This window comes from Nocardia elegans NBRC 108235 (genome assembly GCF_001612845.1).
GTDB classification, from domain to species: domain Bacteria; phylum Actinomycetota; class Actinomycetes; order Mycobacteriales; family Mycobacteriaceae; genus Nocardia; species Nocardia nova.
The window spans coordinates 1-23,437 of the sequence record NZ_BDBF01000016.1; the positions used below are offsets into that span (position 1 = coordinate 1).

23 protein-coding genes and 1 pseudogene are annotated in these 23,437 nt (G+C 68.0%); 12 read left to right on the forward strand and 12 right to left on the reverse strand.

All coding sequences use genetic code 11. The features are described 5' to 3' along the window. The 3 genes and pseudogenes from NE2_RS13140 to NE2_RS13150 all read right to left on the reverse strand — a co-directional run. Positions 1-265: pseudogene (locus tag NE2_RS13140) on the reverse strand (hypothetical protein); the annotation flags it as partial. Positions 266-835: 570 nt separating this feature from the next. Next, complete coding sequence (locus NE2_RS13145; protein WP_063026198.1) at positions 836-1,753, reverse strand: SDR family oxidoreductase; 918 nt, start codon at positions 1,751-1,753, stop codon at positions 836-838. Between the two features lie 77 nt (positions 1,754-1,830). Further along, positions 1,831-2,625: an SDR family oxidoreductase gene (locus tag NE2_RS13150; protein ID WP_369801631.1), complete on the reverse strand. Its 795-nt coding sequence runs from the start codon at positions 2,623-2,625 to the stop codon at positions 1,831-1,833. A gap of 50 nt (positions 2,626-2,675) precedes the next feature. Between NE2_RS13150 and NE2_RS13155 the strand changes: the two genes are divergently transcribed. From NE2_RS13155 to NE2_RS13170, 5 genes are all read left to right on the forward strand, one after another. After that, positions 2,676-3,440 carry an enoyl-CoA hydratase family protein gene (locus tag NE2_RS13155; protein ID WP_063026199.1) on the forward strand — a complete coding sequence of 255 codons (765 nt, stop codon included), beginning with the start codon at positions 2,676-2,678 and terminating at the stop codon, positions 3,438-3,440. 73 nt (positions 3,441-3,513) lie between these two features. Continuing rightward, the gene (locus tag NE2_RS13160; RefSeq protein ID WP_084494026.1) at positions 3,514-4,395 is read left to right on the forward strand and encodes a CoA transferase subunit A; all 882 of its coding nucleotides are present in this window, start codon (positions 3,514-3,516) and stop codon (positions 4,393-4,395) included. Then, positions 4,392-4,529 carry a hypothetical protein gene (locus NE2_RS35670; protein ID WP_157110936.1) on the forward strand — a complete coding sequence of 46 codons (138 nt, stop codon included), beginning with the start codon at positions 4,392-4,394 and terminating at the stop codon, positions 4,527-4,529. The genes NE2_RS13160 and NE2_RS35670 overlap by 4 nt, the downstream gene beginning before the upstream one ends. Next, positions 4,526-5,284: a CoA-transferase subunit beta gene (locus NE2_RS13165; protein ID WP_063026201.1), complete on the forward strand. Its 759-nt coding sequence runs from the start codon at positions 4,526-4,528 to the stop codon at positions 5,282-5,284. Before NE2_RS35670 ends, NE2_RS13165 begins: the two co-directional genes overlap by 4 nt. Beyond that, on the forward strand, positions 5,281-6,375 hold the full coding sequence (locus NE2_RS13170; protein WP_063026202.1) for an NAD(P)H-dependent flavin oxidoreductase: 1,095 nt from the start codon (positions 5,281-5,283) through the stop codon (positions 6,373-6,375). The genes NE2_RS13165 and NE2_RS13170 overlap by 4 nt, the downstream gene beginning before the upstream one ends. 80 nt (positions 6,376-6,455) lie before the next feature. On the opposite strand, the gene NE2_RS13175 is transcribed toward NE2_RS13170, so the two are convergent. Further along, positions 6,456-7,094, reverse strand: a complete 639-nt coding sequence (locus NE2_RS13175) for a carboxymuconolactone decarboxylase family protein (protein WP_063026203.1) — start codon at positions 7,092-7,094, stop codon at positions 6,456-6,458. A gap of 46 nt (positions 7,095-7,140) precedes the next feature. After that, positions 7,141-7,707, reverse strand: a complete 567-nt coding sequence (locus NE2_RS13180; RefSeq protein WP_063010029.1) for a VOC family protein — start codon at positions 7,705-7,707, stop codon at positions 7,141-7,143. A gap of 123 nt (positions 7,708-7,830) precedes the next feature. On the opposite strand from NE2_RS13180, the gene NE2_RS13185 reads away from it, so the two are divergent. From NE2_RS13185 to NE2_RS13210, 6 genes are read left to right on the forward strand one after another with little or no spacing between them, the layout of a single operon-like run. Next, the gene (locus NE2_RS13185; protein WP_063026204.1) at positions 7,831-8,466 is read left to right on the forward strand and encodes a TetR/AcrR family transcriptional regulator; all 636 of its coding nucleotides are present in this window, start codon (positions 7,831-7,833) and stop codon (positions 8,464-8,466) included. A gap of 46 nt (positions 8,467-8,512) precedes the next feature. Next, positions 8,513-9,808 carry a CaiB/BaiF CoA transferase family protein gene (locus NE2_RS13190; RefSeq protein ID WP_084494011.1) on the forward strand — a complete coding sequence of 432 codons (1,296 nt, stop codon included), beginning with the start codon at positions 8,513-8,515 and terminating at the stop codon, positions 9,806-9,808. Next, on the forward strand, positions 9,805-10,716 hold the full coding sequence (locus NE2_RS13195; RefSeq protein WP_063026205.1) for a hydroxymethylglutaryl-CoA lyase: 912 nt from the start codon (positions 9,805-9,807) through the stop codon (positions 10,714-10,716). Before NE2_RS13190 ends, NE2_RS13195 begins: the two co-directional genes overlap by 4 nt. Before the next feature lie 31 nt (positions 10,717-10,747). Continuing rightward, on the forward strand, positions 10,748-11,137 hold the full coding sequence (locus tag NE2_RS13200; protein WP_030518675.1) for a nuclear transport factor 2 family protein: 390 nt from the start codon (positions 10,748-10,750) through the stop codon (positions 11,135-11,137). Then, positions 11,137-12,321 (forward strand): acyl-CoA dehydrogenase family protein, encoded by a 1,185-nt coding sequence (locus NE2_RS13205; protein WP_174553938.1) that lies wholly within the window; start codon positions 11,137-11,139, stop codon positions 12,319-12,321. The genes NE2_RS13200 and NE2_RS13205 overlap by 1 nt, the downstream gene beginning before the upstream one ends. Beyond that, positions 12,312-13,697, forward strand: coding sequence for a phosphotransferase family protein (locus NE2_RS13210; RefSeq protein ID WP_233429770.1), 1,386 nt, complete (start codon positions 12,312-12,314; stop codon positions 13,695-13,697). Before NE2_RS13205 ends, NE2_RS13210 begins: the two co-directional genes overlap by 10 nt. A gap of 214 nt (positions 13,698-13,911) precedes the next feature. On the opposite strand, the gene NE2_RS13215 is transcribed toward NE2_RS13210, so the two are convergent. Beyond that, a complete protein-coding gene (locus NE2_RS13215) occupies positions 13,912-15,432 on the reverse strand; it encodes a long-chain-fatty-acid--CoA ligase (RefSeq protein WP_063026207.1) in 1,521 nt (506 codons plus the stop codon). A gap of 48 nt (positions 15,433-15,480) precedes the next feature. Next, positions 15,481-16,386, reverse strand: coding sequence for a cyclase family protein (locus tag NE2_RS13220; RefSeq protein ID WP_063026208.1), 906 nt, complete (start codon positions 16,384-16,386; stop codon positions 15,481-15,483). A gap of 545 nt (positions 16,387-16,931) precedes the next feature. Between NE2_RS13220 and NE2_RS13225 the strand changes: the two genes are divergently transcribed. Next, positions 16,932-18,248 (forward strand): lipase family protein, encoded by a 1,317-nt coding sequence (locus NE2_RS13225; protein WP_307617710.1) that lies wholly within the window; start codon positions 16,932-16,934, stop codon positions 18,246-18,248. Positions 18,249-18,340: 92 nt separating this feature from the next. Here the strand turns inward: NE2_RS13225 and NE2_RS13230 are convergent, their stop codons facing one another. The 5 genes from NE2_RS13230 to NE2_RS13250 form a co-directional block, all read right to left on the reverse strand. Beyond that, positions 18,341-19,492: an acetyl-CoA C-acetyltransferase gene (locus NE2_RS13230; RefSeq protein WP_063026284.1), complete on the reverse strand. Its 1,152-nt coding sequence runs from the start codon at positions 19,490-19,492 to the stop codon at positions 18,341-18,343. A gap of 45 nt (positions 19,493-19,537) precedes the next feature. After that, entirely contained in the window at positions 19,538-20,200 is a 663-nt protein-coding gene (locus tag NE2_RS13235) for a TetR/AcrR family transcriptional regulator (protein WP_063010039.1), read from the reverse strand. 45 nt (positions 20,201-20,245) lie between these two features. Continuing rightward, positions 20,246-20,980 (reverse strand): hypothetical protein, encoded by a 735-nt coding sequence (locus tag NE2_RS13240; protein ID WP_063026210.1) that lies wholly within the window; start codon positions 20,978-20,980, stop codon positions 20,246-20,248. Between the two features lie 205 nt (positions 20,981-21,185). Next, the gene (locus NE2_RS13245) at positions 21,186-21,980 is read right to left on the reverse strand and encodes an SDR family oxidoreductase (protein WP_030518684.1); all 795 of its coding nucleotides are present in this window, start codon (positions 21,978-21,980) and stop codon (positions 21,186-21,188) included. A 75-nt stretch (positions 21,981-22,055) separates the two neighbouring features. After that, complete coding sequence (locus NE2_RS13250) at positions 22,056-23,237, reverse strand: acyl-CoA dehydrogenase family protein (protein WP_030518685.1); 1,182 nt, start codon at positions 23,235-23,237, stop codon at positions 22,056-22,058. Positions 23,238-23,437 lie beyond the last annotated feature (200 nt).

Sequence of the window (23,437 nt, forward strand, 5' to 3'; positions counted from 1 at the left end):
AACCCGCGGCCGCCGATCCGACCGCGGCCGAGCCGGTGCCCAGGATGCTCGCCAGGCCCGCAAAGCCTTCACCGGCAACCGGAGTCGGCGTGATGGGCGGCGGTGGTGCGGAAACCTGCGACGGCGCCGGCGTCGACGACGTGGTCGAGCGTCCGGGGATGATCAGATGGCCGTCGTACTGACCGTCGTCGGAAGGAGTGGGCCCCGCCGAACCGGACGGCCCCTGCTGTGCCACCACGCCGGGCCCGGCCGCGGGCTGCGACACCGGGGTGACCCGGCCCGCCGGATCATCGGGCGATGACGCTGTGGCACTCGGCCGAGCTGCGGCAATCCCGGGCTGGACGGCGCTCGGACTGCCGGAGGGGGAGCTGTGCGGGGCTGTCGGCGAGGGGTGCGGGGCGGTAGCAGGGGTGGCTGGTTGAGCGTTGGCCACCAGGGGGCCGAGGACCCCGCAACTGCCGATCAATCCGGCTACCGCAACAACGCGCGCGATGCGACCCATGGTCATGCGCTTGCCTTCCCTCAACTTCTCAGCGCAGATTTCTCCCCGGTCGCTACAAACCTCCGGGACCGAACGAATGCGGGCCCATCTTAACTGCCGACAGTTTGCTCGTGCAGCGAGATCATGTGAGGCCGATCACCCGTCGCGGCGCGGAAAGCGGAATCGGCCGCCGCGGTGACCCCGACCACTCACCATCGGCGAACCGAAAAGACGACGTCATCGGCACGGGCACAAGGTAATTCACAGACCGGCGCCGGCGGATCGCGGCCGCGGGAAGGAGGCGGCGGGACGCGATCTGACCGGCGCGGATCGTTGCTGTGAGGATTGCGGTGCTCAGGCTCCGTAGACCGGCTCGGGATCGGTTGCCTTGGCGATCAACTCACGCACCACCGGTCCCAATTCGGACGGCTGCCACCGTGCACCGCGGTCCTCGGCGACACCGTGGCGCCAGCCGTCGGCCAATGCCACCTTGCCGCCCTCGACCTCGAACATGCGCCCGGTGACACCGGCCGAATCCGGGCTGCCCAGCCAGACCACCAGGGGCGATACGTTTTCCGGCGCCATCGCGTCGAAGCCGTCGTCCGGGCGGGCCATCATATCGGCGAAGACGGTTTCGGTCATGCGGGTGCGCGCGGACGGCGCGATGGCGTTGACGGTGACCCCGTAGCGCCCGAATTCCGCTGCGGCAGTGATGGTCAGCGCCGCGATACCGGCCTTCGCCGCCGCGTAGTTGCCCTGTCCGACGCTGCCCTGCAGACCGGCACCCGAGCTCGTGTTGACGATGCGGGCGTCGCGGACGCGACCGGCCTTGGATTCCGCGCGCCAGTACTCGATGGCATGACGCATGGTCGCGAAGTGGCCCTTGAGATGGACGCGGATCACGGCATCCCACTCGTCCTCGGCCAGGTTGACCAGCATCCGGTCGCGCACGATACCGGCGTTGTTCACCACCACATCGAGGCCACCGAAGGTCTCCACAGCCTGGCCGATCAGCCGCTTCGCACCGGCCCAGTCCGCGACGTCGTCACCGTTGACGACGGCCCGGCCACCGGCCTGCACGATCTCCTCGACCACCTGCGCGGCGGGCGAATCGGCGCTGGGGGCGCCGTCCAGTTCCGCGCCCAGGTCGTTGACCACCACGTTGGCACCCGCCGCGGCGAAGGCCAACGCGTGGGCCCGGCCGATTCCACGGCCGGCGCCGGTGACGATCACGGTGCGTCCTGCACAGATCCGCTCGGAGTTGTCGGTCATATCTGCTGCTCTCATTTCCTCGGTGCGGTAAGGGTTTTCGTCGCGAAGCGGGGGCCCGGTCGTCAGGGTGGCGGCTGTTATCGCGCGGCCGGTTGCGCGTCATTGACGGTCGCCGCGTCCAGGAAGGCGGGACGTTCCCCGCCCCCGTGCACGATGAGCGATCCGCCGTTGACGTAGCCGGCCAGCGGGGAGGACAGGAAGACCGCGACCCGGCCGATGTCCTCGGGTGTCGCCAGCCGCCCCAGCGGCACGGTCGCCTCCACGGCCGCGATCCCGGCATCGTCGCCGTAGTGCAGATGGCTGGATTCGGTGCCGACCATCCCGACGATCACCGAATTGACCCGCACCTTCGGCGCCCACTCGATCGCCAGCGAGGACACCAGACTGTCCAGACCGGCCTTGGCCGCGCCGTAGGCGGCGGTCCCGGGCGAGGGACGATGGCCGCTGACGCTCGAGATCATCACGATCGAGCCGCCCTGGGGCTGCTGCTGCATCACGGCATTGGCCGCCTGCGAAACCAGCAGGGGGGCAAGCAGATTGAGCTCCACGATCTTGGCATGGAAATTGCGGGAGGCGGTGGCGGCGGGGGCGAACGGCGCCCCACCGGCATTGTTCACGACATGGTCGATCCGGCCGTGGCGCTGCACGATCGTCTCGATCAGCCCGGTCACCGCCTCGCCGTCGCGCACATCGCACGGCAGGAATTCGGCGGTACGGCCGGAGCTCTCGATCGCCGCCTCACCGGGGCGGCGGGCGCACACCACGACCGTCGCGCCGGCGTCCAGATATACCCGGCTGATGCCGGCGCCTACGCCCCTGACCCCGCCCGTCACGAGAACTACCGATCCGGACAGGTCCACTTCGATTGCCACCGTGCTAACCTACCAAGCACTTGCTTGTTTTGCCAACGAATGGACATGCGATGGGGATCAACCGTCACACCGAGACCTCGGGTATCGAGGTCGTCACGATCGACTATCCGCCGGTCAACGCACTGCCCACCGCGGGCTGGTTCGGCGTGGCCGATGCGATTCGCGAGGCCGGGCGCGACCCGGAGACCAAGGTCGTCGTGCTCCGCGCCGAGGGCCGCGGATTCAACGCCGGGGTCGACATCAAGGAGATCCAGCGCAACCCGGGCCATCAGACGCTCATCGACGCCAACCACGGCTGCTACGAAGCCTTCGGCGCGGTCTACGAGTGCCCGGTGCCGGTGATCGCCGCGGTGAACGGCTTCTGCCTCGGCGGCGGCATCGGCCTGGTGGGCAATGCCGATGTCATCGTCGCCTCCGACGACGCCACCTTCGGGCTGCCCGAGGTCGAGCGCGGCGCACTGGGTGCGGCCACCCACCTGGCCCGGCTGGTCCCCCAGCACATGATGCGCACGCTGTTCTACACCGCTTCCACCGTCACCGCGCAGCAGCTGCACCACTTCGGTTCGGTGCACAAGGTGGTGCCGCGGGCCGAACTCGATTCCGCCGCACTGGAAGTCGCGAAGAACATCGCCGCCAAGGACAGCCGGGTCATCCGGGCCGCCAAGCGCGCGCTCAACGGCATCGATCTGCAGGATGTGCACCGCAGCTACCGCTTCGAACAGGGCTTCACCTTCGAGCTGAATCTCGCCGGTGTGGCCGATGAGATCCGGGCGCGGTTCGACGAGGATCTGGCGGCCAAGAAGGAGGCACGATGAGCCACAATGCGCAGCCCGCGCATCGGGCCGACCGGATGCGGGTGTCCCGCAAGACACAGGAGGTGCGATGAGCATGCGCGACAAGCGGATGTCGTTGGAGGAGGCGGTCTCCCAGCTGCGCAGCGGGATGACCATCGGCCTCGGCGGCTGGGGTTCGCGACGTAAGCCGATGGCGTTCGTGCGGGCGCTGCTGCGCTCGGACGTCACCGACCTGACCGTGGTGACCTACGGCGGGCCGGATCTCGGTCTGCTGTGTTCGGCGGGCAAGGTGCGCAAGGCCTACTACGGATTCGTGTCCCTGGACTCGGCGCCGTTCTACGATCCCTGGTTCGCCAAGGCGCGCACCGGCGGTGAGCTCGTTTCCCGCGAAATGGACGAGGGCATGGTCAAATCCGGCCTGCAGGCGGCCGCGGCCCGGCTGCCGTTCCTGCCCACCCGCGCCGGGCTGGGATCGGACGTGCTGACGTTCTGGGACGGTGAACTGCGGACGGTGCAGTCGCCGTATCCGGATGCCGACGGCCGTACCGAAACCCTGGTCGCGATGCCGGCGCTGACCCTGGACGCCGCGTTCGTCCACCTCGACATCGGCGACAAGCACGGCAACGCCGCCTACACCGGCGTCGACCCGTACATGGACGATCTCTACTGCTTGGCCGCCGAGCGGCGGTTCCTGTCGGTGGATCGGCTGGTCGAGACCGAGGAACTGGTGAAAGCCGTTCCGAACCAGGCGATCATCCTCAACCGCATGATGGTCGACGGCGTCGTGGAGGCGCCGGACGGCGCGCACTTCACCTTCTCCGGCAGCTACGGCCGCGACGAGAAGTTCCAGCGCCACTACGTCGAGGCGGCCAAGGACCCCGAGACCTGGGCCGCCTTCAAGGCCCGCTATCTGGACGTGACCGAGGACGAGTACCGTTGCGCGGTCGCCGAATTCGCGGCGGAGCAGGCGAAATGAGCGAGCAGACAACCACTTCCGCACACCGCGACCAGCACTCGAATCGCACCCGGATGCGCGTGGTGTTCACCCGCCCGGGCGTGATGAGTGTGCGTTTCGACCAGGCCCCCGTCCGATCCGAGGAGCGCCGATGAGCGACACCACCACTGTGACCCGCGCCGAGGTGTGCGCGGTCGCCTGCGCCGAGATCTTCCGCGGCGCAGGCGAGATCATGGCCAGCCCGATGTCGCCGACCCCCACCATCGGGGCCCGGCTGGCGCGGTTGACCTTCGAACCGGATCTGCTGATCTCCGACGGTGAAGCCCTGCTGCTCGCCGAAACCCCCGCGCTGGGCGCCAAGGCTCCCACCGAGGGCTGGATTCCGTTCGGCAAGGTGTTCGACGTCGTGGCTTCCGGGCGGCGCCATGTCGTCATGGGCGCCAACCAGATCGACCGCTACGGCAACCAGAATCTGTCCGCCTTCGGCGCGCTGCAGCGGCCGAGCCGGCAGATGTTCGGTGTGCGCGGCGCACCGGGTAACACCATCAACCACGCGACCAGCTACTTCGTGCCCAAGCACAGCAAGCGCGTGTTCTGTGAGACCGTCGATATCGTGTGCGGAATCGGTTACGACAAGATCGATCCCGAGAATCCGGCGTACCGGTTCCACCACCTGCATCGGGTGATCAGCAATCTGGGCGTGTTCGACTTCGGCGGTCCCGGCCACACCCTGCGGGCGCTGTCGCTGCATCCGGGGGTCACCGCCGACGAGGTCGCCGAGAACACCGCGTTCGAGGTGGCCGGACTGGACAGCGCCGAGGTGACCCGCACGCCCACCGAGGAAGAACTGCGGATCATTCGGACGGTGCTGGATCCCAAGGGAATCCGGGAAAAGGAAGTGGCCTCGTGAGCGGCCGGCTGAGGACTCCGCTGACCGAGCTGGTCGGCATCGAGCATCCGATCGTGCAGACCGGGATGGGCTGGGTGGCCGGACCGGGTCTGGTCGCCGCGACCGCCAACGCCGGCGGCCTGGGCATCCTGGCCTCGGCGACGATGACGCTCGAGGAACTCGAGGTCGCGATCGCCAAGACGAAGGCCAAGACCGACAAGCCCTTCGGTGTGAACATCCGCGCCGACCTGTCCGACGCGCCCGACCGGATCGAGTTGATGATCCGCGAGGGCGTGAAGGTCGCCTCGTTCGCGCTGGCTCCCAAGAAGGAACTGATCGCGCGCCTGAAGGACAACGGTGTCGTGGTCATGCCGTCCATCGGCGCGGCCAAGCATGCGGTCAAGGTCGCCTCATGGGGCGCGGACGCGGTGATCGTGCAGGGCGGTGAGGGCGGCGGACACACCGGTTCGGTGGCTACCACGCTGCTGTTGCCCTCGGTACTGGACGCGGTCGATATTCCGGTCGTGGCCGGCGGCGGATTCTTCGACGGCCGCGGTCTGGCCGCCGCCCTGGCCTACGGCGCGGCGGGCGTCGCGATGGGTACCCGGTTCCTCCTCACCCAGGACTCGAGTGTGCCGGATTCGGTGAAACAGCAGTACCTTTCGCGCGGTCTGCAGGACACGGTCGTCTCGCTGAAGGTCGACGGTATGCCGCACCGCGTGCTCAACACCGAGCTGGTCGACAAGCTGGAACATTCGGGCAGCTATCGCGGCCTCGTCGCCGCGGTCTCGAACGCCGTCAAGTTCAAGGGTATGACCGGCATGAAATGGTCGACCATGATCAAGGACGGCCTTGCCATGCGCAAGCAGAAGGACCTCACCTGGTCCCAGGTGATCATGGCCGCCAACACTCCCATGCTGCTGAAAGCCGGTCTGGTGGAAGGCAATACGCACGCGGGTGTGCTGGCGTCGGGCCAGGTCGCCGGCATCATCGACGACCTGCCCACGGTGGCCGAGCTGATCGACCGCATCATCGAGGAAGCAATCGCGCGGATCGACACGATCGCCGCGCTCCGTGACGGCGCCGAGGCGACCCCCGGCCCGTCGGCGTAACCGAAGACGTTCGGCCGCAAGGAAAGGCCGCCCCGCCCCTGGAATCCAAGCTGCCGGCGGGGCGGCCTTTCCGGTTCGCGCTACTCCCCCGACAGGTCGGCCGACAAATCGCGCACCTCGACACCTTCCGGAATCCGCACCTCCGCAACGGGTTCCGGACGATCGTCGAATTCCAGCCGCAGGGCGCGGCACATCGTGGCGTGCATGTCGTACAGCGCGGTGATGTAGGTCAGTTCCAGAATCTCCGGATCGCCGAGGTTGGCTCGCAGGACCGCGAACACCTCGTCCGGCACCCGGCCGCCATCGTGGACCAGGCAGTCGGTGTAGGCCAGAATCGCGCGCTCGAGTTGGGAGAAACAGTCGCTGATCTGCCAGGACGGGATGGCCGCGATCTTCTCCTCGGGCGCACCCAGCGACCGCATCTGCTTGCAGTGCTGGGAGAACACGAACTGACTGCCGCGCGCGTATCCGGCCCGGCACTGTCCCAGTTCGCGCAGCAACGGATCCAGGCGGGAGTTGCGGTAGACGGCGAATCCCCGGACCGCGTGCCGGAACACCTCCGGTGACTGCGCGAAGACGGTCCACCAGTCGCCGGGGGTGGCGTGGACGGTGCCGTGGTCGACGGCCGGATCGCGGTCGGGTCCGAACAGCCGGTCGTAATAGAACAGGATCCGCTCGTCGGTGACTTCGGCGCGCGGGACTTCACGCAGGCGGGGCATGTTTCGAACCTCTCGGTAGTGCGGTTTCGCGGAGGGTGGATCGGGGTCAGAGTTCGGCGGCGGCGCGGCGGTCGGCGGCGGTCTTCGGCTCGTGCGAGACATCGGCCTCGGTGAAAGTTCTGGTCCAGCAGGCGAATTCGAGCAGTACGCCGTCCGGGTCCTGGAAATAGAACGACCGCACGAAGGTTCCGGGGTGCACATCGCGGGAGACTCCCGCGGGGCTGTCGTCGTGATTGAGGACCCGGCTGACCTTGATGCCCTCGGCCTGCACCCGCTGGTAGTAGTCGTCGAACAGTTCCGGCGGCACGGCGAACGCCACATGGTTCATCGACCCCACGCCGCTCACCAACTCCCCCTCGTCCGGAAGTCCTTTGGGCGCGGCCAGTCCGGGGGTGGCATCGGGCGCATCGGCGAGCCAGAAGAAGGCGATGGTGTTGCCGCCGCCGCAGTCGAAGAAGAAGTGCTGACCGAGGTTGTGCGGCAACTCGATGGTTTTGATCAGCGGCATGCCCAGGGTGCCGGAGTAGAACTCGATCGTCCGACGCATATCGGAACACACCAGGGCGAGATGGTTGATTCCGCGTAGTTCGTATTTCGGGTTGGCGGCGCTCATTGCAGTCCTTCCACTGTGGTGCCGATTCGACCTCCGTGACGGGTCCGCACCTTTACTGTGAGCTGGGATTCTCCCGGCTGAACTGACTTGACAGTCATGTCATGTTCGTGAATAGTTTGATCCGTGCCGAAGTCATCTGTCAATAGCGCGCCCGCCCCCGTCGACAACCTGACGCCCCGGGGCCGCAAGACACGCGACGCATTGCTGGACGCGGCGCGCAAGGTATTCGAGACCGTCGGATTCCTCGATACCCGAGTGGAACAGATCAGCGAGGAGGCAGGCGTCTCCTACGGCACCTTCTACCGCTATTTCGAGTCCAAGGAACACGTGTTCGGCGAGTTGAGCACGCGGTTGTTCGACGATATGCACCGTCGCGAACCCATGCCCGCGGGACTCTCGCCGGCCGCCCGGCTCATCGCCGCCAATCGGTCCTATTACGCGGCCTACCGGCGCAATGCCCGGATGATGGCGATCGTCGAACAGGTCGCGACCTTCAACGAGGATTTCCGGCGGCTGCGCCACGAACATCGGCGTCAACTCATCGAGCGCACCGCGCAGTCGATCGCCCGCTGGCAGCGCGAGGGTCTGGTCCGCGCGACGCTGGATCCGGAACTGGCCGCGCGGGCCATGTCCGCGATGGTCGACCACACCCTCTACCTGTGGCTGATCCAGGGCGAGGACGCCGACGAGGACGCGCTGCTGAACACCCTCGACCAGATGTCGGTCAGCGCCCTGGGTCTCGATCCGGACGACAGATAACGGCATTTTCGCGGGTGCGGGTGTCCCGCACACGACAGGAGGCAGAATGAGAACGGACCCACCGCACACCGCGCATCCCGACGCGGGCGACGGCGAGACCGATACTGCGCACCCGGCGGCCGGACCGCTCGACGGCTTCCGCGTGCTCGAGCTGGGGACACTGATCGCGGGGCCGTACTGTGGGCGCCTGCTCGGCGATATGGGGGCCGACGTCATCAAGATCGAAGCGCCGGATCGTCCCGACCCCCTTCGCGATTGGGGTCAGGCGGCCGGGGGCGGCCACCAGTACTTCTGGACCGTGCACGCCCGCAACAAGCGGTGCGTGAGCCTCGATCTGCGTGTCCCGGCGGGACGCGACATCTTCCTGGAATTGGCGCGCACGGCCGATGTCGTGGTCGAGAGTTTCCGGCCCGGCACGCTGGAGCGCTGGGGTCTCGGCTACGACGTGCTCGGCGAACTGAATCCGGGGCTGGTGCTGGCAAGGGTCTCCGGTTACGGGCAGACCGGGCCGTACGCGTCCCGAGCGGGGTACGCCTCGGTGGCCGAAGGCATCAGCGGGCTGCGCCACCTCAACGGATTCCCGGGGCAGGCGCCGCCGCGGATGGCGTTGTCGCTGGGCGACAGTCTGGCCGGACTGTTCGCCTTCCAGGGCGTCCTCGCCGCACTGCTGGTGCGGGAGCGGACCGGGCGCGGGCAGGTGGTGGACGCGGCGCTGACCGAGGCGTCGCTGGCGATCCAGGAGTCCACGGTTCCGGATTTCCACAAGACCGGACATGTGCGCCAGCCGTCGGGCACCCGGCTGGACCGGGTGGCGCCGTCGAATCTCTACAAGGCCAAGGACGGGCTGTGGGTGATCATCGCGGCCAATCAGGACACCGTCTTCGGGCGGCTGGTCACCGCGATGGGCCGGCCCGAACTCGCTTCCGACCCAAGGTATTCCACCCATTCGGCGCGCGGTGAGCGGCAGGACGAGCTCGACGAGACGATCGCGGCCTGGGCCGGAGATTTCACCGCCGCCGATCTGATCGATCTGCTGAACCGCCACGGCGTGGTCGCCGGCCCGGTGAACACCGTCGCCGAGGTGATGGCGGATCCACAGTTCACCGCGCGCGGCATCTTCGTCGACCACGTCGATCCGTCCGTCGGCAGCGACGACGCCGGATACGATCCCGTCCCGGTCAAGGGTGTCGGTGTGGTGCCGCGACTCAGCGCCACCGCCGGTGGAGTGCGCTGGGGTGGTCCGAGCCGGCCGGGCACGCATACCGACGAAGTACTGGGTGAGCTGCTCGGATACGACGCCGACCGGCTGGCGAATCTGCGCGGCGAAGGCACGATCGGATGACCGCCGTCGACATTCGCGAGGTGGGGCCGCGCGACGGTCTGCAGATCGAGGAACCGATTCCCACCGAGGCCAAACTCGCCTTCATCGATGCCCTCGTCGCCACCGGTGTGCGCCGGATCGAGGTCACCTCGTTCGTCTCGCCGCGCGCGATACCCGCCCTCGCCGACGCCGAAGCCGTTGCCGCACAACTGGACCGGTGGCCCGGCGTGGAATTCTCCGCCCTGGTCGCGGGGCTCGGTGGGGTGCGGCGCGCACTCACCGCCGGTGTGCATCGGCTGGAGTACGTCGTGTCGGCGTCCGACGGGCACAGCCGGGCGAACGTGGGACGCGACAGTGCCGAATCGATCGCTCTCATCGACCCCATCGCCGAACAGGTTCATGCGGTCGGCGGGCAACTCGAGGTTATCGTCGCGATCGCCTTCGACTGCCCGTTCGACGGCCGCACCCCGCCGGAGCGGGTGGCCGAGATCGCCGCGCGGGCCGTGGCTTCCGGCGCCGATTCGCTCGCCGTCGCCGATACCGTCGGCACCGCCTCGCCGGTCCGCACCGCGGATGTGATCGACCGAGTACGTGCGGCGGCGCCCGATACCGAACTCGGCATACATCTGCACAACACGCGCGGGCAGGGACTCGCCAATGCCTGGGCCGCCTACGAGCACGGCGTCCGCCGATTCGATTCCGCCGCAGGCGGTCTCGGCGGATGCCCGTTCGCCCCAGGAGCGAGCGGCAATATCGCAACCGAGGAATTGGCCTATCTGTTCGACGACGGCGGCATCGAGACCGGCATCGATATCGACCGCGCGCTCGACGCCTCCCGGCTGATCTCGCGCCTGCTCGGCAAATCCGTCGACAGCAATCTGCTCACCGCGGGCGGCCGCCTGCGGCCCAGCAATGCGGCATCACAGTGAGCCGCACGAGAACGACCCGGAGGTCCTTCGCATGGATGAACTTGCCGACCGCTTCTTCGCCGCGGTCAGCGCGGGCGATACCGCGGCCCTGACCGCGCTGTACGCGCCCGACGCCCGGATCTGGCACAACGACAAGAACGCCGAGGAGACCGTCACCGAGAATCTGCGGGTGCTGCGCTGGCTCTCGCGCACGGTGGAAAACTTGCGGTACGAGGATATTCGGCGCCATGTGCTGACCGACGGCTTCGCGCAGCAGCATGTCGTGCGTGGCCATCTACCCGGCCACGGCGATCTGGAGGTCCCCGCGAGCCTGTTCGTCCGCGTCGAGGACGGGCGCATCACCAGGATCGACGAATATGTCGACTCGGCGGCGACGCAGCCGCTGCGCGAGGTCTCGGCTACGAACGGAGGTTACCGGTGATGTCGGTCAACCGCCCCGACGGCGAGATCGCCGAATTGTCCGCGCGGATGCGCACATTCATCGATACCGAGATCGTTCCCGCGGAGCCGGTGCTGGCCCGCGAGGACGACACCGCACACGCCACCCTCGCCCGCCTGAAGGAGCGAGCGAAGGAACTCGGGTTGTGGGCGCTGGGCCATCCGGCCGAACTCGGTGGCGGCGGGGTGCCGTTCCTCGACTTCGTCTATTTGAACGAAATCATCGGCCGCTCCGAATTCGGCATGCTGGCCGTCGGTTCGGTGTCCATGCAGGACACGCTCATGCTGTACCGGCACGGCACCGAGGAACAGCGGGCGCGCTGGATTCCGCCCATGGTGTCCGGCGACATCCTGCCGTCGGTGGGCCTGACCGAACCCGAGGTCGCCGGATCCGATCCCACCCTGATCGCCACCGAGGCCGAACTCGACGGCGACACCTGGATCATCAACGGGCACAAGTGGTTCACCACCGGCGCCGCCCAGGCGGCGTACTGCACGGTCTTCGCCCGCACCGAACCCGAATCGGTTCCCCGGCACTCGCGGATCAGCGCGATCATCGTGCCGACCGACACCCCCGGCTTCGAGATCGTCCGCTCCATCCCGACCATGGGCCACGATCCGAGCGATCACTACGAGGTGCGGCTCACCGATGCGCGGGTCCCGGCGGCCAATCTGCTCGGCGAGCGAGGTGAGGGTTTCATCGTCGCGCAGGACCGGCTCGGACCGGGGCGGATCTTCCACTGCATGCGCTGGCTCGGGCAGGCGCAACGCGCCTACGAATTGATGTGTGAGCGGGCGAATACCCGATACGTACACGGATCGTTGCTTGCCGAGAAGGGCGAAATCCACCGGTACATCGCCGAATCCGCCGCCGAGATCCACGCCGCCCGGCTGATGACGCTCGACGCCGCCCGCGCCATGGATGCCGGTGAGGACTACCGGGTGCGGGTCGGCTTGATCAAGTTCTGGGGTGCGCGGATGCTGCACAACGTGATCGATCGCGCCATCCAGGTACACGGGGCCCTCGGGCTGACCGCCGACACCCCGTTGGAACGGATGTACCGGCAGGCCCGCTACGCCCGCGTCTACGACGGCCCCGACGAGGTGCATCGCATGTCGACCGCGCGCCGGTTGCTGCGCTCCCCCGAGGCGGCGCCGTGGCTGTGAGCACGGAATCGGCTGCTGCCGAGCCGGTTACGCTCGCGGACGGCGTTCGCTCGGTACTGGCCGCCACTCTGGAAACCGAGCTCACCGATGTCGTGTTGCGGCAGTTCACCGGGGGCGCGAGCCGGCAGGTGTATGCGATCGAGGCCCGCGACGGGACCGGCACCGCGGTGCGGGCCGTGCTGCGGCGGGACCCACCCGGCCACGGCGATCCCGCGCGCATGCACGCGGAGGCGGTCTGTCTGCGAGCAGCCGGTGCGGCCGGGGTGCCCGTGCCCGCCGTCCTCGCGGACGGTGCTACCGCGCCCGGCATCGACGCCCCCTATCTGCTGATGGAGCGGGTCGCTGGGGAGTCGATTCCGCGGAAACTGCAACGGGATCCGGCCTTCGCCGCGGTGCGGGAGCGCCTCGCCGGCGATCTCGGCTACGTCCTCGGGCTGATTCACCGGACCCCACTGGACACCCTGGACATCCTCGACGATCACGATCCGCTCGCCGGCATCGAACAGATCTATCGCGACCTGGACGATCCGCGGCCGGCGGTCGAGGCCGGACTGCGCTGGCTGCGTGAGCACCGGCCCGCAGATCGCCCGAAGGCACTGGTACACGGCGACTTCCGGCTGGGCAACTTCCTGATCGAGCCGGACGGCGTGCGCGCGGTACTGGACTGGGAGCTGGCCCATCTCGGCAATCCGATCGAGGATCTGGGCTGGTTGTGTGTGCGGGCCTGGCGCTTCGGCGCCGCGGCTCCGGTAGGTGGGCTGGGGAGTCGAGAGCAACTTCTGGACGGTTACGAACGGTCCGCGGGCTACCGGCCCACCGCGGCGGAGCTGCACTGGTGGGAAGTCTTCGGCACTCTGAAGTGGCTGGTACTCAGTCGCTTTCAGGCGCAGCGGCATCTCGGCGGAGACGAACGCTCACTCGAGCTCGCCGCGATCGGGCGCCGGGTCTGCGAATCGGAATACGATCTACTCGCCGTCCTGGGCCTGCTCGACGAGGGCGTTTCGGTTCCCTCGCCCTCGGACATGCCTGCAACCGTGCACGATCGGCCGCATTCGACCGAAATACTCGAGCTGGTCGCCGACACGCTGGCCGCAGAGATCGGGCCCGCGCTCCCGCCCGAGCAGTCGCGCTCGCGCTATCTGCTGCGGGTGTGTGCCAACCTGCTCGGTATCGCCGCACGCGAGCTGGCCGCCGGCCCCGCCGCCACCGCCGAAGTGCACAGCCGGCTGGCGGCGCTGAGCTGCGAGTCCGAAGCGGAGCTGGCCGCGCGGCTGCGCTCCGGCGCGATGTCGTACACCGACGATGCCGTGCGCGCGGCGATCTCGGCCGCGGTTCTCGCGCGACTGCGGGTCGCGAATCCACGCCACCTCGGGTAATCGCACAACGACGGCATCGGCCGGGAGTTACCGCTGTTCGGTAGCTCCCGGCCGGTTCTCGTCTTCCGGGCGCCGGATGTCGTCTATCCGTCGGGGGGCCATCGCGTCATCCTCGCGGGTGGCGACCGGGTGCGTCCAGCGCCGTCGGGGAACGAAACGACGGTCCGGTGGCGACGATCATCGTCACCACCGGACCGCCGGGTCACGGAGTGGTTCAGGAGAACTGTTCGCGCAGATCGCGTTTGAGGATCTTGCCGGTGACGTTCTTCGGAAGTGCGTCCACGAACTCCACCCGCCGCGGAACCTGGAATCCGCCCAGGTGTTCGCGGCAGCCGGCGATGATGTCCTCGGCCGTGGCGGTCGCGTTGTCGCGCAGCACGACCACCGCGCACACCACCTCGCCCCAGGTGTCGTCGCGGACGCCGATGGCGGCGGCCTCGGCGACCTGTGGATTCCGGTACAGCGCCTGTTCGACCGTCAGCGAGGCGACGTTCTCACCGCCGCTGATGATCAGATCCTTCTTCCGGTCGACGATGTAGACGAAGCCCTCCTCGTCCTGGCGGACCATATCGCCGGTGCGGAACCAGCCGTCGGTGAACGACTCCGCGGTCGCCCGCGGATCGTTCCAGTAGCCGATGGTCACCTGGTCCGCGCGCACCACCATCTCGCCGATCTCGCCCCGCGCGACATCGGCGAAATCCTCGTCGATGATGCGAATATCCGCCAACCGCATGGGTTTACCCGCCGAGGCGAGCAGGTGGGTTTCCCCGCGCGCCGCCCGCCGGTGCGCCTCCTCGTCCAGATGCAGGACGTTTCCGGCGAGTTCGGTCATCCCCATGCCCTGATAGAAATCGCATCCGAATCGCTCCAGTCCCGCGCGCAGCACCGCGGACGGGATGGCGGAGGACCCGTATCCGATCGCCTGCAGCGTCTTCGGCGAATGCCGCTCCAACGCGGGATCCTGCAGCAGGAAATTGATCATCGTCGGCGCCAGCCCGGTCTGGGTCACCTGCCATTCGTCGACCAGCCGCAGGAAGGTCGCGTTGTCGTAGGCGCGCAGGATGCCCACGGTGGCGCCGATCAAATGATTGACCAGCACCACATAGCCGCCGACATGGCACAGCGGGAAGCAGAACAGGAAAACCGTCTCCTCCGTGACGGTCCATTGCAGCGCCGAAGAGGTCACGCCCGCAAGGAGATTGCGATGCGAGACCATGACGCCCTTCGGCGCCCCGGTCGTCCCGCTGGTGTAGACCAGCCACGCCACATCGTCGGGATCGGGACGGTAGGCGGGCGCGGCGGCCGAGGCCGTACCGGCGAACTCGTCCCATCCGATGGTTCCCGGTGCGGCGCCGATCGACACCACAGTGGTGACCGACGGGATCCGGTCGCGGATGCGGTCCACGAGATCGGCGAACTCCTCCGCGACGATCAGCACCCGGGCGCCGGAATGCTCGATCAGGCCGGCGATCTGGTCCTCGTGCAACCGGAAGTTGAGGATCGTCAATGCCATTCCCGCCATCGGAACGCCGTAGTAGCACTCCAGATACTGCGGGCAGTTCGCCGACAGAATCGCCACCCGGTCACCCGGCTCCGCGACGCCGAGCAGGGCGTTCGCGAGGCGGCGGCAACCGTCGCGCAACCGCCGGTAATCGATCGCCTCCTGCTCGAAGCGCACCGCGATCCGGTCGGGGTGTTTGCGCGCCCCGTATTCGACGATGTCACCGATCAGCATCTGTCCGAACTCCTCGCCGATTCCACAAACATGGCAGCTGCACCCTTCTCACCGGATCGCGAGCGGGTTGATCGGCGAGCCGACCCCGCGAGTGAATTGCAGGGGTGGGCCGGCGTAGAAGAAGTCCCAGCGTCCGTCGCCCGCGCAGGCCTGCGCCAGATCCTCGAAGTCGAGCATTTCCGCGAGGGTCAGGCCCATATCGCGGATGAGCACCATATGCAGTTCGAACGCGGTCCCCGGATGTTCGCCGGGCATCACCTCGACCGCCCAGTTGTCGGAGCCGACGACGGCGACGTCCTTGTCGCGCAGCCAGGTCGCACACGCCAGGCTCAGGCCCGGCTCACCGGCCATGAAGCCCTGCGGATCACCGTCGGTGAGAAATTTCCTGCGCCAGCCCGTGCGGATCAACAGGATGTCGCCGGCGCCCACCTCCACGCCCTGGGCGGCCGCGACGGCGTCGAGTTCGTCGGGACCGATCGCGGTTCCGGCTTCGAGCCAGTCCACGCCCCGATGGCGAGCCACGTCCAGCAGCACGCCGCGCCCGGCGATGCCACCGGACTGGGTGTGGATACCGCATTTGTCGGCGCCCTTGACCGTCACTCCGGAGCCGGGGTGTCCGTTGTACAGCTCGTCGTCGTAGTGCACATGCGCCAGCGAGTCGTATTGGGAACCGGCCTGCAACGGCATGAAGACGAAGTCGTCGGCCCATTTGAAACCGCCGGGAAGCACCTGTTCCTGGCCGTTCTCCGACATCAACCGGATCGGATTGATGCGCGCGCCGCCGGGCTGCGGGCCGTCACCGTCGAGCGGAATGCCGAGTTTGAAGGTCTCACCGGTGCGAATCAGCGCCGCCGCGGCCACCACCCGCTCCGGCGTGATCAGATTCGTGGTTCCGCGCTCGTCGTCGGTCCCCCACCGACCCCAATTGCTGACCTTCCGGCCCAGAGCGCGCATATCGGGAACTTCGGGCACCGTTGCCTCCTGAACAGTTTGTGACGTGACAGTCATGTCAACTTCGTGCCGCAAGTGTGTCCGACAGCACTTTCGGTGTCAATAGCCGGATGTCAGCTTCGGCCCGCTCGCGACGGGGAGGCAGGTTCCAGACCAGGCGAGATGGAACGACACGTACGACGCGGGGCGTACGAACTCGGCTGAGATGCGATAGCGCAAGGCTATTCACACACTTCTTCCGCTCACCTGGCGACGACTATCCGATACTGTGCGGTTTCACTTCATTCCGTTCGTACGACACCCTCGCAGCGGCGCGGGAGAATCGGCCATGTCGAACATAATTCGTTGCCGTGCAGCGATTTTCGTCCGGAAGGCGCTCATCTATAGCTGAGCCGTAGATGCAGCGGCACGCGCAGACCCATTGACAGCGGCCGATTTCCGAAACCGAGCAGTTGATTTCCGTCATATTGACGTGCGAGGGTGATTGGGTTCACACTACCAACGAGTAACCGGACGAAGGTGTCCGGTTCGGGTAGAAGGGGACTCTGGTGAAACGAGGACGCGCAGTCCTTCAGATCGCGACCGCCGTCGCGGCCATGTCATTGCTCGTCGGCTCAGCGACCGGTCTCGCACCGAGTGCGCACGCGGCATCCGATTCGTTCTACGAGTACACGGGCGCGGCGCCGCTGTCCTCGATCGCACCGGGAACCGTATTGCAGACGCGCACGATGCCGTACCACTTCGCGGGCATCCCGACGCCCGTCACGGCGGTGCAGCTGCAGTACCGCACGACCGATGCCCGGCAGCGTCCGGCCGTGAACGTCACCTCCGTACTCCTGCCGCCGACCGGCGTCGATCCGACGAAAGCCGTTGCCTACCAGTCTTTCTACGACTCGCTCAATCCCGAGGACGGGCCGTCGCGATCGGTCGCGGGCACTGTGTCCTTCGGCGGCGCGGTGAACAATGTGGAGGGTGAGCTGGTCGCGCCGCTGCTGGCGCAGGGCTACACGATCATCGTCGCCGACACCGAGGGCCAGGCGGCCGATTTCGCCGCGGGCCCCGAGTACGGGATGAACACCCTGGACTCGATCCGGGCGGCCACCCACTCGGCGCAGGTCGGCCTGAACGAGCAGACCCGCGTCGCGCTGTTCGGATATTCCGGCGGCGCGATCGCCACCAACTGGGCCGCGGCCCTGGCACCGGTCTACGCCCCGGATGTCGACCGGCAGCTGGTCGGGGCGGCCGAAGGTGGCGTCCTGGTCAATCCGGCGCGCAACCTGCGCTATATCGACGGCAGTTTCGGCTGGGCCGGGGTGGCGGCGATGGCGGTGATCGGCATCGGCCGCTCCTACGACATCGACTTCTCGCCCTATATGAGTCCGTACGGCGCCGAGATCCTGAACAAGATGCAGTACGCGTCCATCGCCAATGTGCTGTTCCAATACCCGGGCCTGACCTGGGCCCAGATGGTGAAGCCGGAGTACGCCGATCCCAATAGCGTGGCGCCGTTCGTCGCGGCGGTGCGCAAGGTCGACCTCGGACTGGCGCCGACGCCGACGATTCCGATGCTCATCGGGCAGGGCGCCAACGGCGTGCTGGAAGGGACCGACAACGGTAAGCCGGTGTCCGGCCCCGGTGACGGCGTGATGGTCGCGGGCGACGTGCGCAGCCTGGCCCGGCAGTACTGCGACACCGGGAACTCCGCGATTCTGTATCGGCAGTACGACCTGCTCAGCCACACCCCGTCGACCATCGCGTGGCTGCCGGAGGCCCTGCTCTGGCTCGACGACCGGTTCGCGGGCCGGCCGGCGCCGGCGAACTGCGGCGCCATCGCGCCGGGCAATTCGCTGGACCCGGTGATCTGAGCCCACCGGACTCGATGAGAAGAGGCCCCGCGGTATGCGGGGCCTCTTCCGTGTTCACCGGACCGGATTCGCCGGACGAAAGGCGAAGCGGCTCAGGAGATTCGCTCGATGATGGTGACGTTGGCCGTGCCGCCGCCCTCGCAGATGGTGAGCAGGCCGTAGCGGCCGTTCACCCGCTCGAGCTCGTTGAGCAGGGTGGCGAACAGCTTCGCGCCGGTGGCGCCGAGCGGATGTCCCAGCGCGATCGCGCCGCCGTGCACGTTCACCTTGTCGGGGTTCGCGCCGGTCTCCTTCAGCCAGGCCAGCACCACGGAGGCGAACGCCTCGTTGATCTCGACGACATCGATGTCGTCGATGGTCAGCCCGGTCTGCTCCAGCGCCCACTTGGTCGCCGGGATCGGCGCGGTGAGCATGTAGATCGGGTCGGCGCCGCGGGCGCTGACGTGGTGGATGCGGGCGCGCGGCTTCAAGCCGTATTCGGCGACGGCCCAGTCGGAGGCCAGCAGGGTGGCGCTGGCGCCGTCGGAGATCTGGCTGGCGACCGCGGCGGTCAGGCGGCTGCCCTCGCTGAGCGCCTCGAGTCCGGCCATCTTCTCCAGGCTCGTCTCGCGCGGGCCCTCGTCGATCCAGAAATCGCCGACCGGCACGATCTCGCGATCGAAGGAGCCCTCGGCGATGGCCTTGCGGGCGCGTTCGTGGCTGCGAAGTGCCCAGCGCTCCATATCTTCCCGGCTGATATCCCACTTCTCGGCGATCAGCTGCGCGCCGTTGAACTGCGAGACCTCACCGGTGCCGTAGCGGTGGTCCCAGCCCTTGGCGCCGACGAACGGCGAGTCGAAACCGTATTCCTTACCGGCCAGCATGGCGGCCGAGATCGGGATCGCGCTCATGTTCTGCACGCCACCGGCGACGATCACCTCGGCGGTGCCGCTCATGATGGCCTGCGCGCCGAAATTGATCGCCTGCTGGCTGGATCCGCACTGACGGTCCACCGTGGTACCGGGGACCTCCTCCGGATATCCGGCCGCCAGCCAGGCCGTCCGGGCGATGTTGCCGGCCTGCGGGCCGATGGCGTCGACACAGCCGAAGATCACATCGTCGACGTTGCCGGGATCGATGGCGTTGCGGCCCAGCAACCCCTGCAGTGCCGCCGCACCGAGGTCGGCGGGATGCACACCGGCCAGCGCACCGCCGCGCTTACCGATCGGCGTCCGCACGGCATCGATGACGTAGGCCTCGCGCACCGGCGCGTACCGGCGGCGATCAGACGGTGTGGACATGTAACGCTCCTATTCGGATGTGCCGGATTCGGCGCCGGACTGCGATGCTCCGGAATGGACTGCGCCGGAACGGTTCTCGGGGTTGGTGAGCCCATCGAGCACGATGGTCAGGTACTGCTTGGCGAGGGTGTCCGCGGTGATGCGGCCGCCGGGCTGATACCAGCGCACCGCCACCCAGACGGTGTCGCGCAGGAAGCGGAAGGCGAGCTCGACATCGAGTTCGGGGCGGAAGCTGCCGTCGCGCACGCCCTCGGTGAGCACATTGCGCCACAGCTCCCGGAATTCCCGGTTGTATTCCGCGATGTACTCGAAACGCGGTGTGTCACTGAGCCTTTTGGCCTCGGCCTGATAGATCGCGACGGCCGAATGCCAGCGGTCGAACGATTCACAGGAGGCGATGACCAGCGCCTCGAGCGTGGCGCGCGGCGACAGGTTGGAGGCGACGATCTCACGGTAGCGGCCGAACAGATCGTCGAGGAAGCCGCGCAGGATCTCGTCCACCATCGCCTCTTTCGAGTCGAAGTGGTGGTAGAGACTGCCGGATAGAATCCCCGCCGCATCGGCGATATCGCGGACCGTGGTCGCACGCAGGCCGCGCTCGGCGAACAGGCCGGCGGCCAGGCCGAGCAACTCGTTGCGGCGTGCGGATTTGGAGGCCTCGGATGCGGTCACTCGGCCATAATACAACCAAGCATTTGCTTGGTCTACGGTGGTGGCTCACCGAATGGAATAGCGCAGCGGCGAGGACATCGACAGATCGACGAGGAGCCGATCGCAGATCTCCAGCGGCGGGATACCGGCCCGTTTCATCCGTGCCACCAGCGCGAGCCGACGCTCACAGCTGTCCCATTCCACCGTCAGCGGCCCCCGGCCGGGCCCCGCGTCCACGGTCGCCATCGCCCGCGGCGGGCCGGCCGGATCCGGGATCTCGCTGAGTTTGAGCACGATGCCGCGCCGCCACGCCAGATAGGTGTCGCGATCGGCGGCGCCCTCCAATTTGCCGGTGGCCGCGGCCAGCCCTCGATCGATGCCGTCGGCGAAGGCGAGGCGATCGAACCGGAACCGCCGGCAGCGCCGGACCACCTCCAGCAGATCGGCGCGCACCTCGCACAGCAACGCGGTCTGCTGCCGGCGGCGTTCCCCGCCGGGATCGGCCTCCCCCGGGCCGCAGCCGGCGCCGATGCGCCGCACTCGCCGCCGATCGCGGGCCATATCCGCACGCAGAGCGGCACGCGGATCGCGCGCCACCTCGGCCTCGTCGACCTCGTGCTCGTGCAGAATCTGCGCAGCGCGCGTCGCCGTCGCGTGCGCATCGGGGTGATCGAGCAATTCCGCACCGAGGGTGAGAGCGGCGAGCACGACGCTGTCCTGCCGCCGCCGCGCGAGCACCACCTCGCGAATCAACTCGAGTTCCAGTACGTCGTTGTCTTCCTGTCGACCGTCCAGACCCATGGGTCGTGGTCCCTTCGAACTGTCGGAACCGGACGTTCTCAGGATCCCACAGCCAGGGGAGGTCGGCGCCAGTGTTTTTTGCCTCCGCTTCGCTGCGGCGGGGTTCTCGGCCCCCTGGGCCGAGAACCACCAGGGTGTACCTCTCGCAGATGTGCACCCTCGTGCGTTACCTGGGGACCGCCGGAGCGAAGCGGAGGCCAAAAACTCAAGCGCGCTGGCTGCTTACGGAGACGACTTCGCCTGTCATGTAGGAGGTGTAGTCGCTGGCGAGCATCGCGATGGTGGCGGCGACCTCCCACGGCTCGGCGGCCCGGCCGAAGGCCTCGCCCGCGGCCAGCCGATCGAGCAGTTCGGTGGAGCTCACCTTGTCCAGGAAGGGGTGGCGGGCGATGCTCGGCGCGACCGCGTTGATCCGCACGCCCAGTTCCGCGGCCTCCACGGCGCTGCAGCGGGTCAATGCCATGACACCGGCCTTGGCGGCGGCGTAGTGGGCCTGGCCGTGCTGAGCCCGCCAGCCGAGCACGCTGGCGTTGTTGACGATCACGCCGCCGTGGCCCGCGGTGCGGAAGTAGTTCAGCGCGGCGCGGGTGCAGCGGAAGGTGCCGTTCAGCGTGATGTCCAGGACGCGATCCCACTGTTCGTCGGTCATGTCGACGACCGGTGTCTCACCGCCCAGGCCGGCGTTGTTGACCATGATGTCGATGCGGCCCAGGCGCTGCGCCGCGGCGCGGATCAGTTCGTCGACCTGTTCGGTACTGGTCACGTCGCAGACCACCGAGGCGACCTTGCGCTGCGGGAATTCCGCGGCCAGCTCCTCCTCGGTCTGCTTCAGCCGGCGTTCGTGCCAATCGGAGACCACGACGTCGGCGCCCTCGTCGAGCATGCGGCGCGCGGTGGCCGATCCGATGCCCGTGCCGGCGGCGGCGGTGATCACCGCGACCCGGCCGGCGAGCAGTCCGTGACCGGAGATCGGCTGGGGCGGAACCGAGAGATCAGGCACTGTAGGTCCTTCCTTACGGCCGAACAACGGCTTCGGCCGATGGTTTCCGGCCGAAGGTTCGGCCGGGCGGGGTGGTCAGCGGGCTTCGCGGGGCAGGCCGAGCACGCGTTCGGAGATGATGTTGCGCTGCACTTCGTTCGAGCCGCCGTAGATCGTGTCGGCGCGGGTGAACAGATAGAGGCGCTGCCATTGGCTCAGGTCGTCCGCGGGGTGCGGATCGAGGGCGGAGCCGGTGCCGCCGACCGGAGGCCGGGCGATCAGGCCTTCTGCGCCGAGCACGTCCATGGCCAGTTCGCCGAGGCCGCGATGCCAATTGGCCCACAACAGCTTCGAGACCGAGGCCTGGCCCGCGGCGGTGCGGGCGTCGACGTTCTGATGCGCCGATTCCAGGGTCCGCAGCGCGTGTGCGCGCAGCACGCGCAACCCCACCCACGCCTGGTCGATGCGTTCGGCCAGGGCCGGATCCGCCAGCGCGCCATTGGCTTTCGCCACCGCCTCCAGATTCGACAGTTCGCGCGCGAACCGGATCTGCTGACCGACGGTGGAGATGCCGCGCTCGAAGGTCAACGTGCCCATGGCTACTCGCCAGCCCTCACCGGGCTTGCCCACCACCAGATCGGCGGCGGTGCGGGCGTTGTCGAAGAACACCTCGTTGAATTCGGCGGTCCCGGTGAGCTGGATGATCGGGCGCACCTCGATACCGGGCTGCTTCATCGGCACCAGCAGATAGGACAGGCCGTGGTGGCGGGTCGAGCCGGGTTCGGTGCGGGCGATGACGAAACACCAGTCCGACAGATGCGCCAGCGAGGTCCAGATCTTCTGGCCGTTGATCGACCATTCGTCACCGTCGAGCCGGGCGCTGGTCGACACGTTCGCCAGGTCCGAACCGGCCCCGGGCTCGGAATATCCCTGACACCATAGTTCGGTGACCGAGCGGATGCCGGGCAGGAAGCGCTGTTTCTGCTCCTCGGTGCCGAAGGCGAGCAGGGTCGGGCCGAGCAGCTCCTCCCCCAGGTGCGAGACGCGCGCCGGGGCATTCGCGCTCGCGTACTCCTCGTGGAAGATCACCTGCTGGCGCAGCGTCGCCGCCCGGCCGCCGTACTCGACCGGCCAGCCCAGGCAGGTCAACCCCGCCGCGGCGAGGTGGCGATCCCACTCCAGCCGCTCGTCGAAGGCTTCGTGCTCACTTCCGGGCCCGCCGAGCCCGCGCAGCTCGCGGAACTGCCCGTTCAGGTTTTCGGCCAGCCATTCCCGCACTTCGGCGCGGAATTCCTGGTCGGCTGCGTTTTCCGTACCGGGGGCCGCCGTGCCGGAGGCATCCGCACCGGCGGCGGAATCGGGGGTCTGGATCGCACTCACTCCGGTAGAGTAACCTACCAAGCACTTGCTTTGTAGGGCGGTGAGCTCTGCAGCGCGAATCGACCGACGGACCGAGCCGTCACCACGCCGGACAAGCC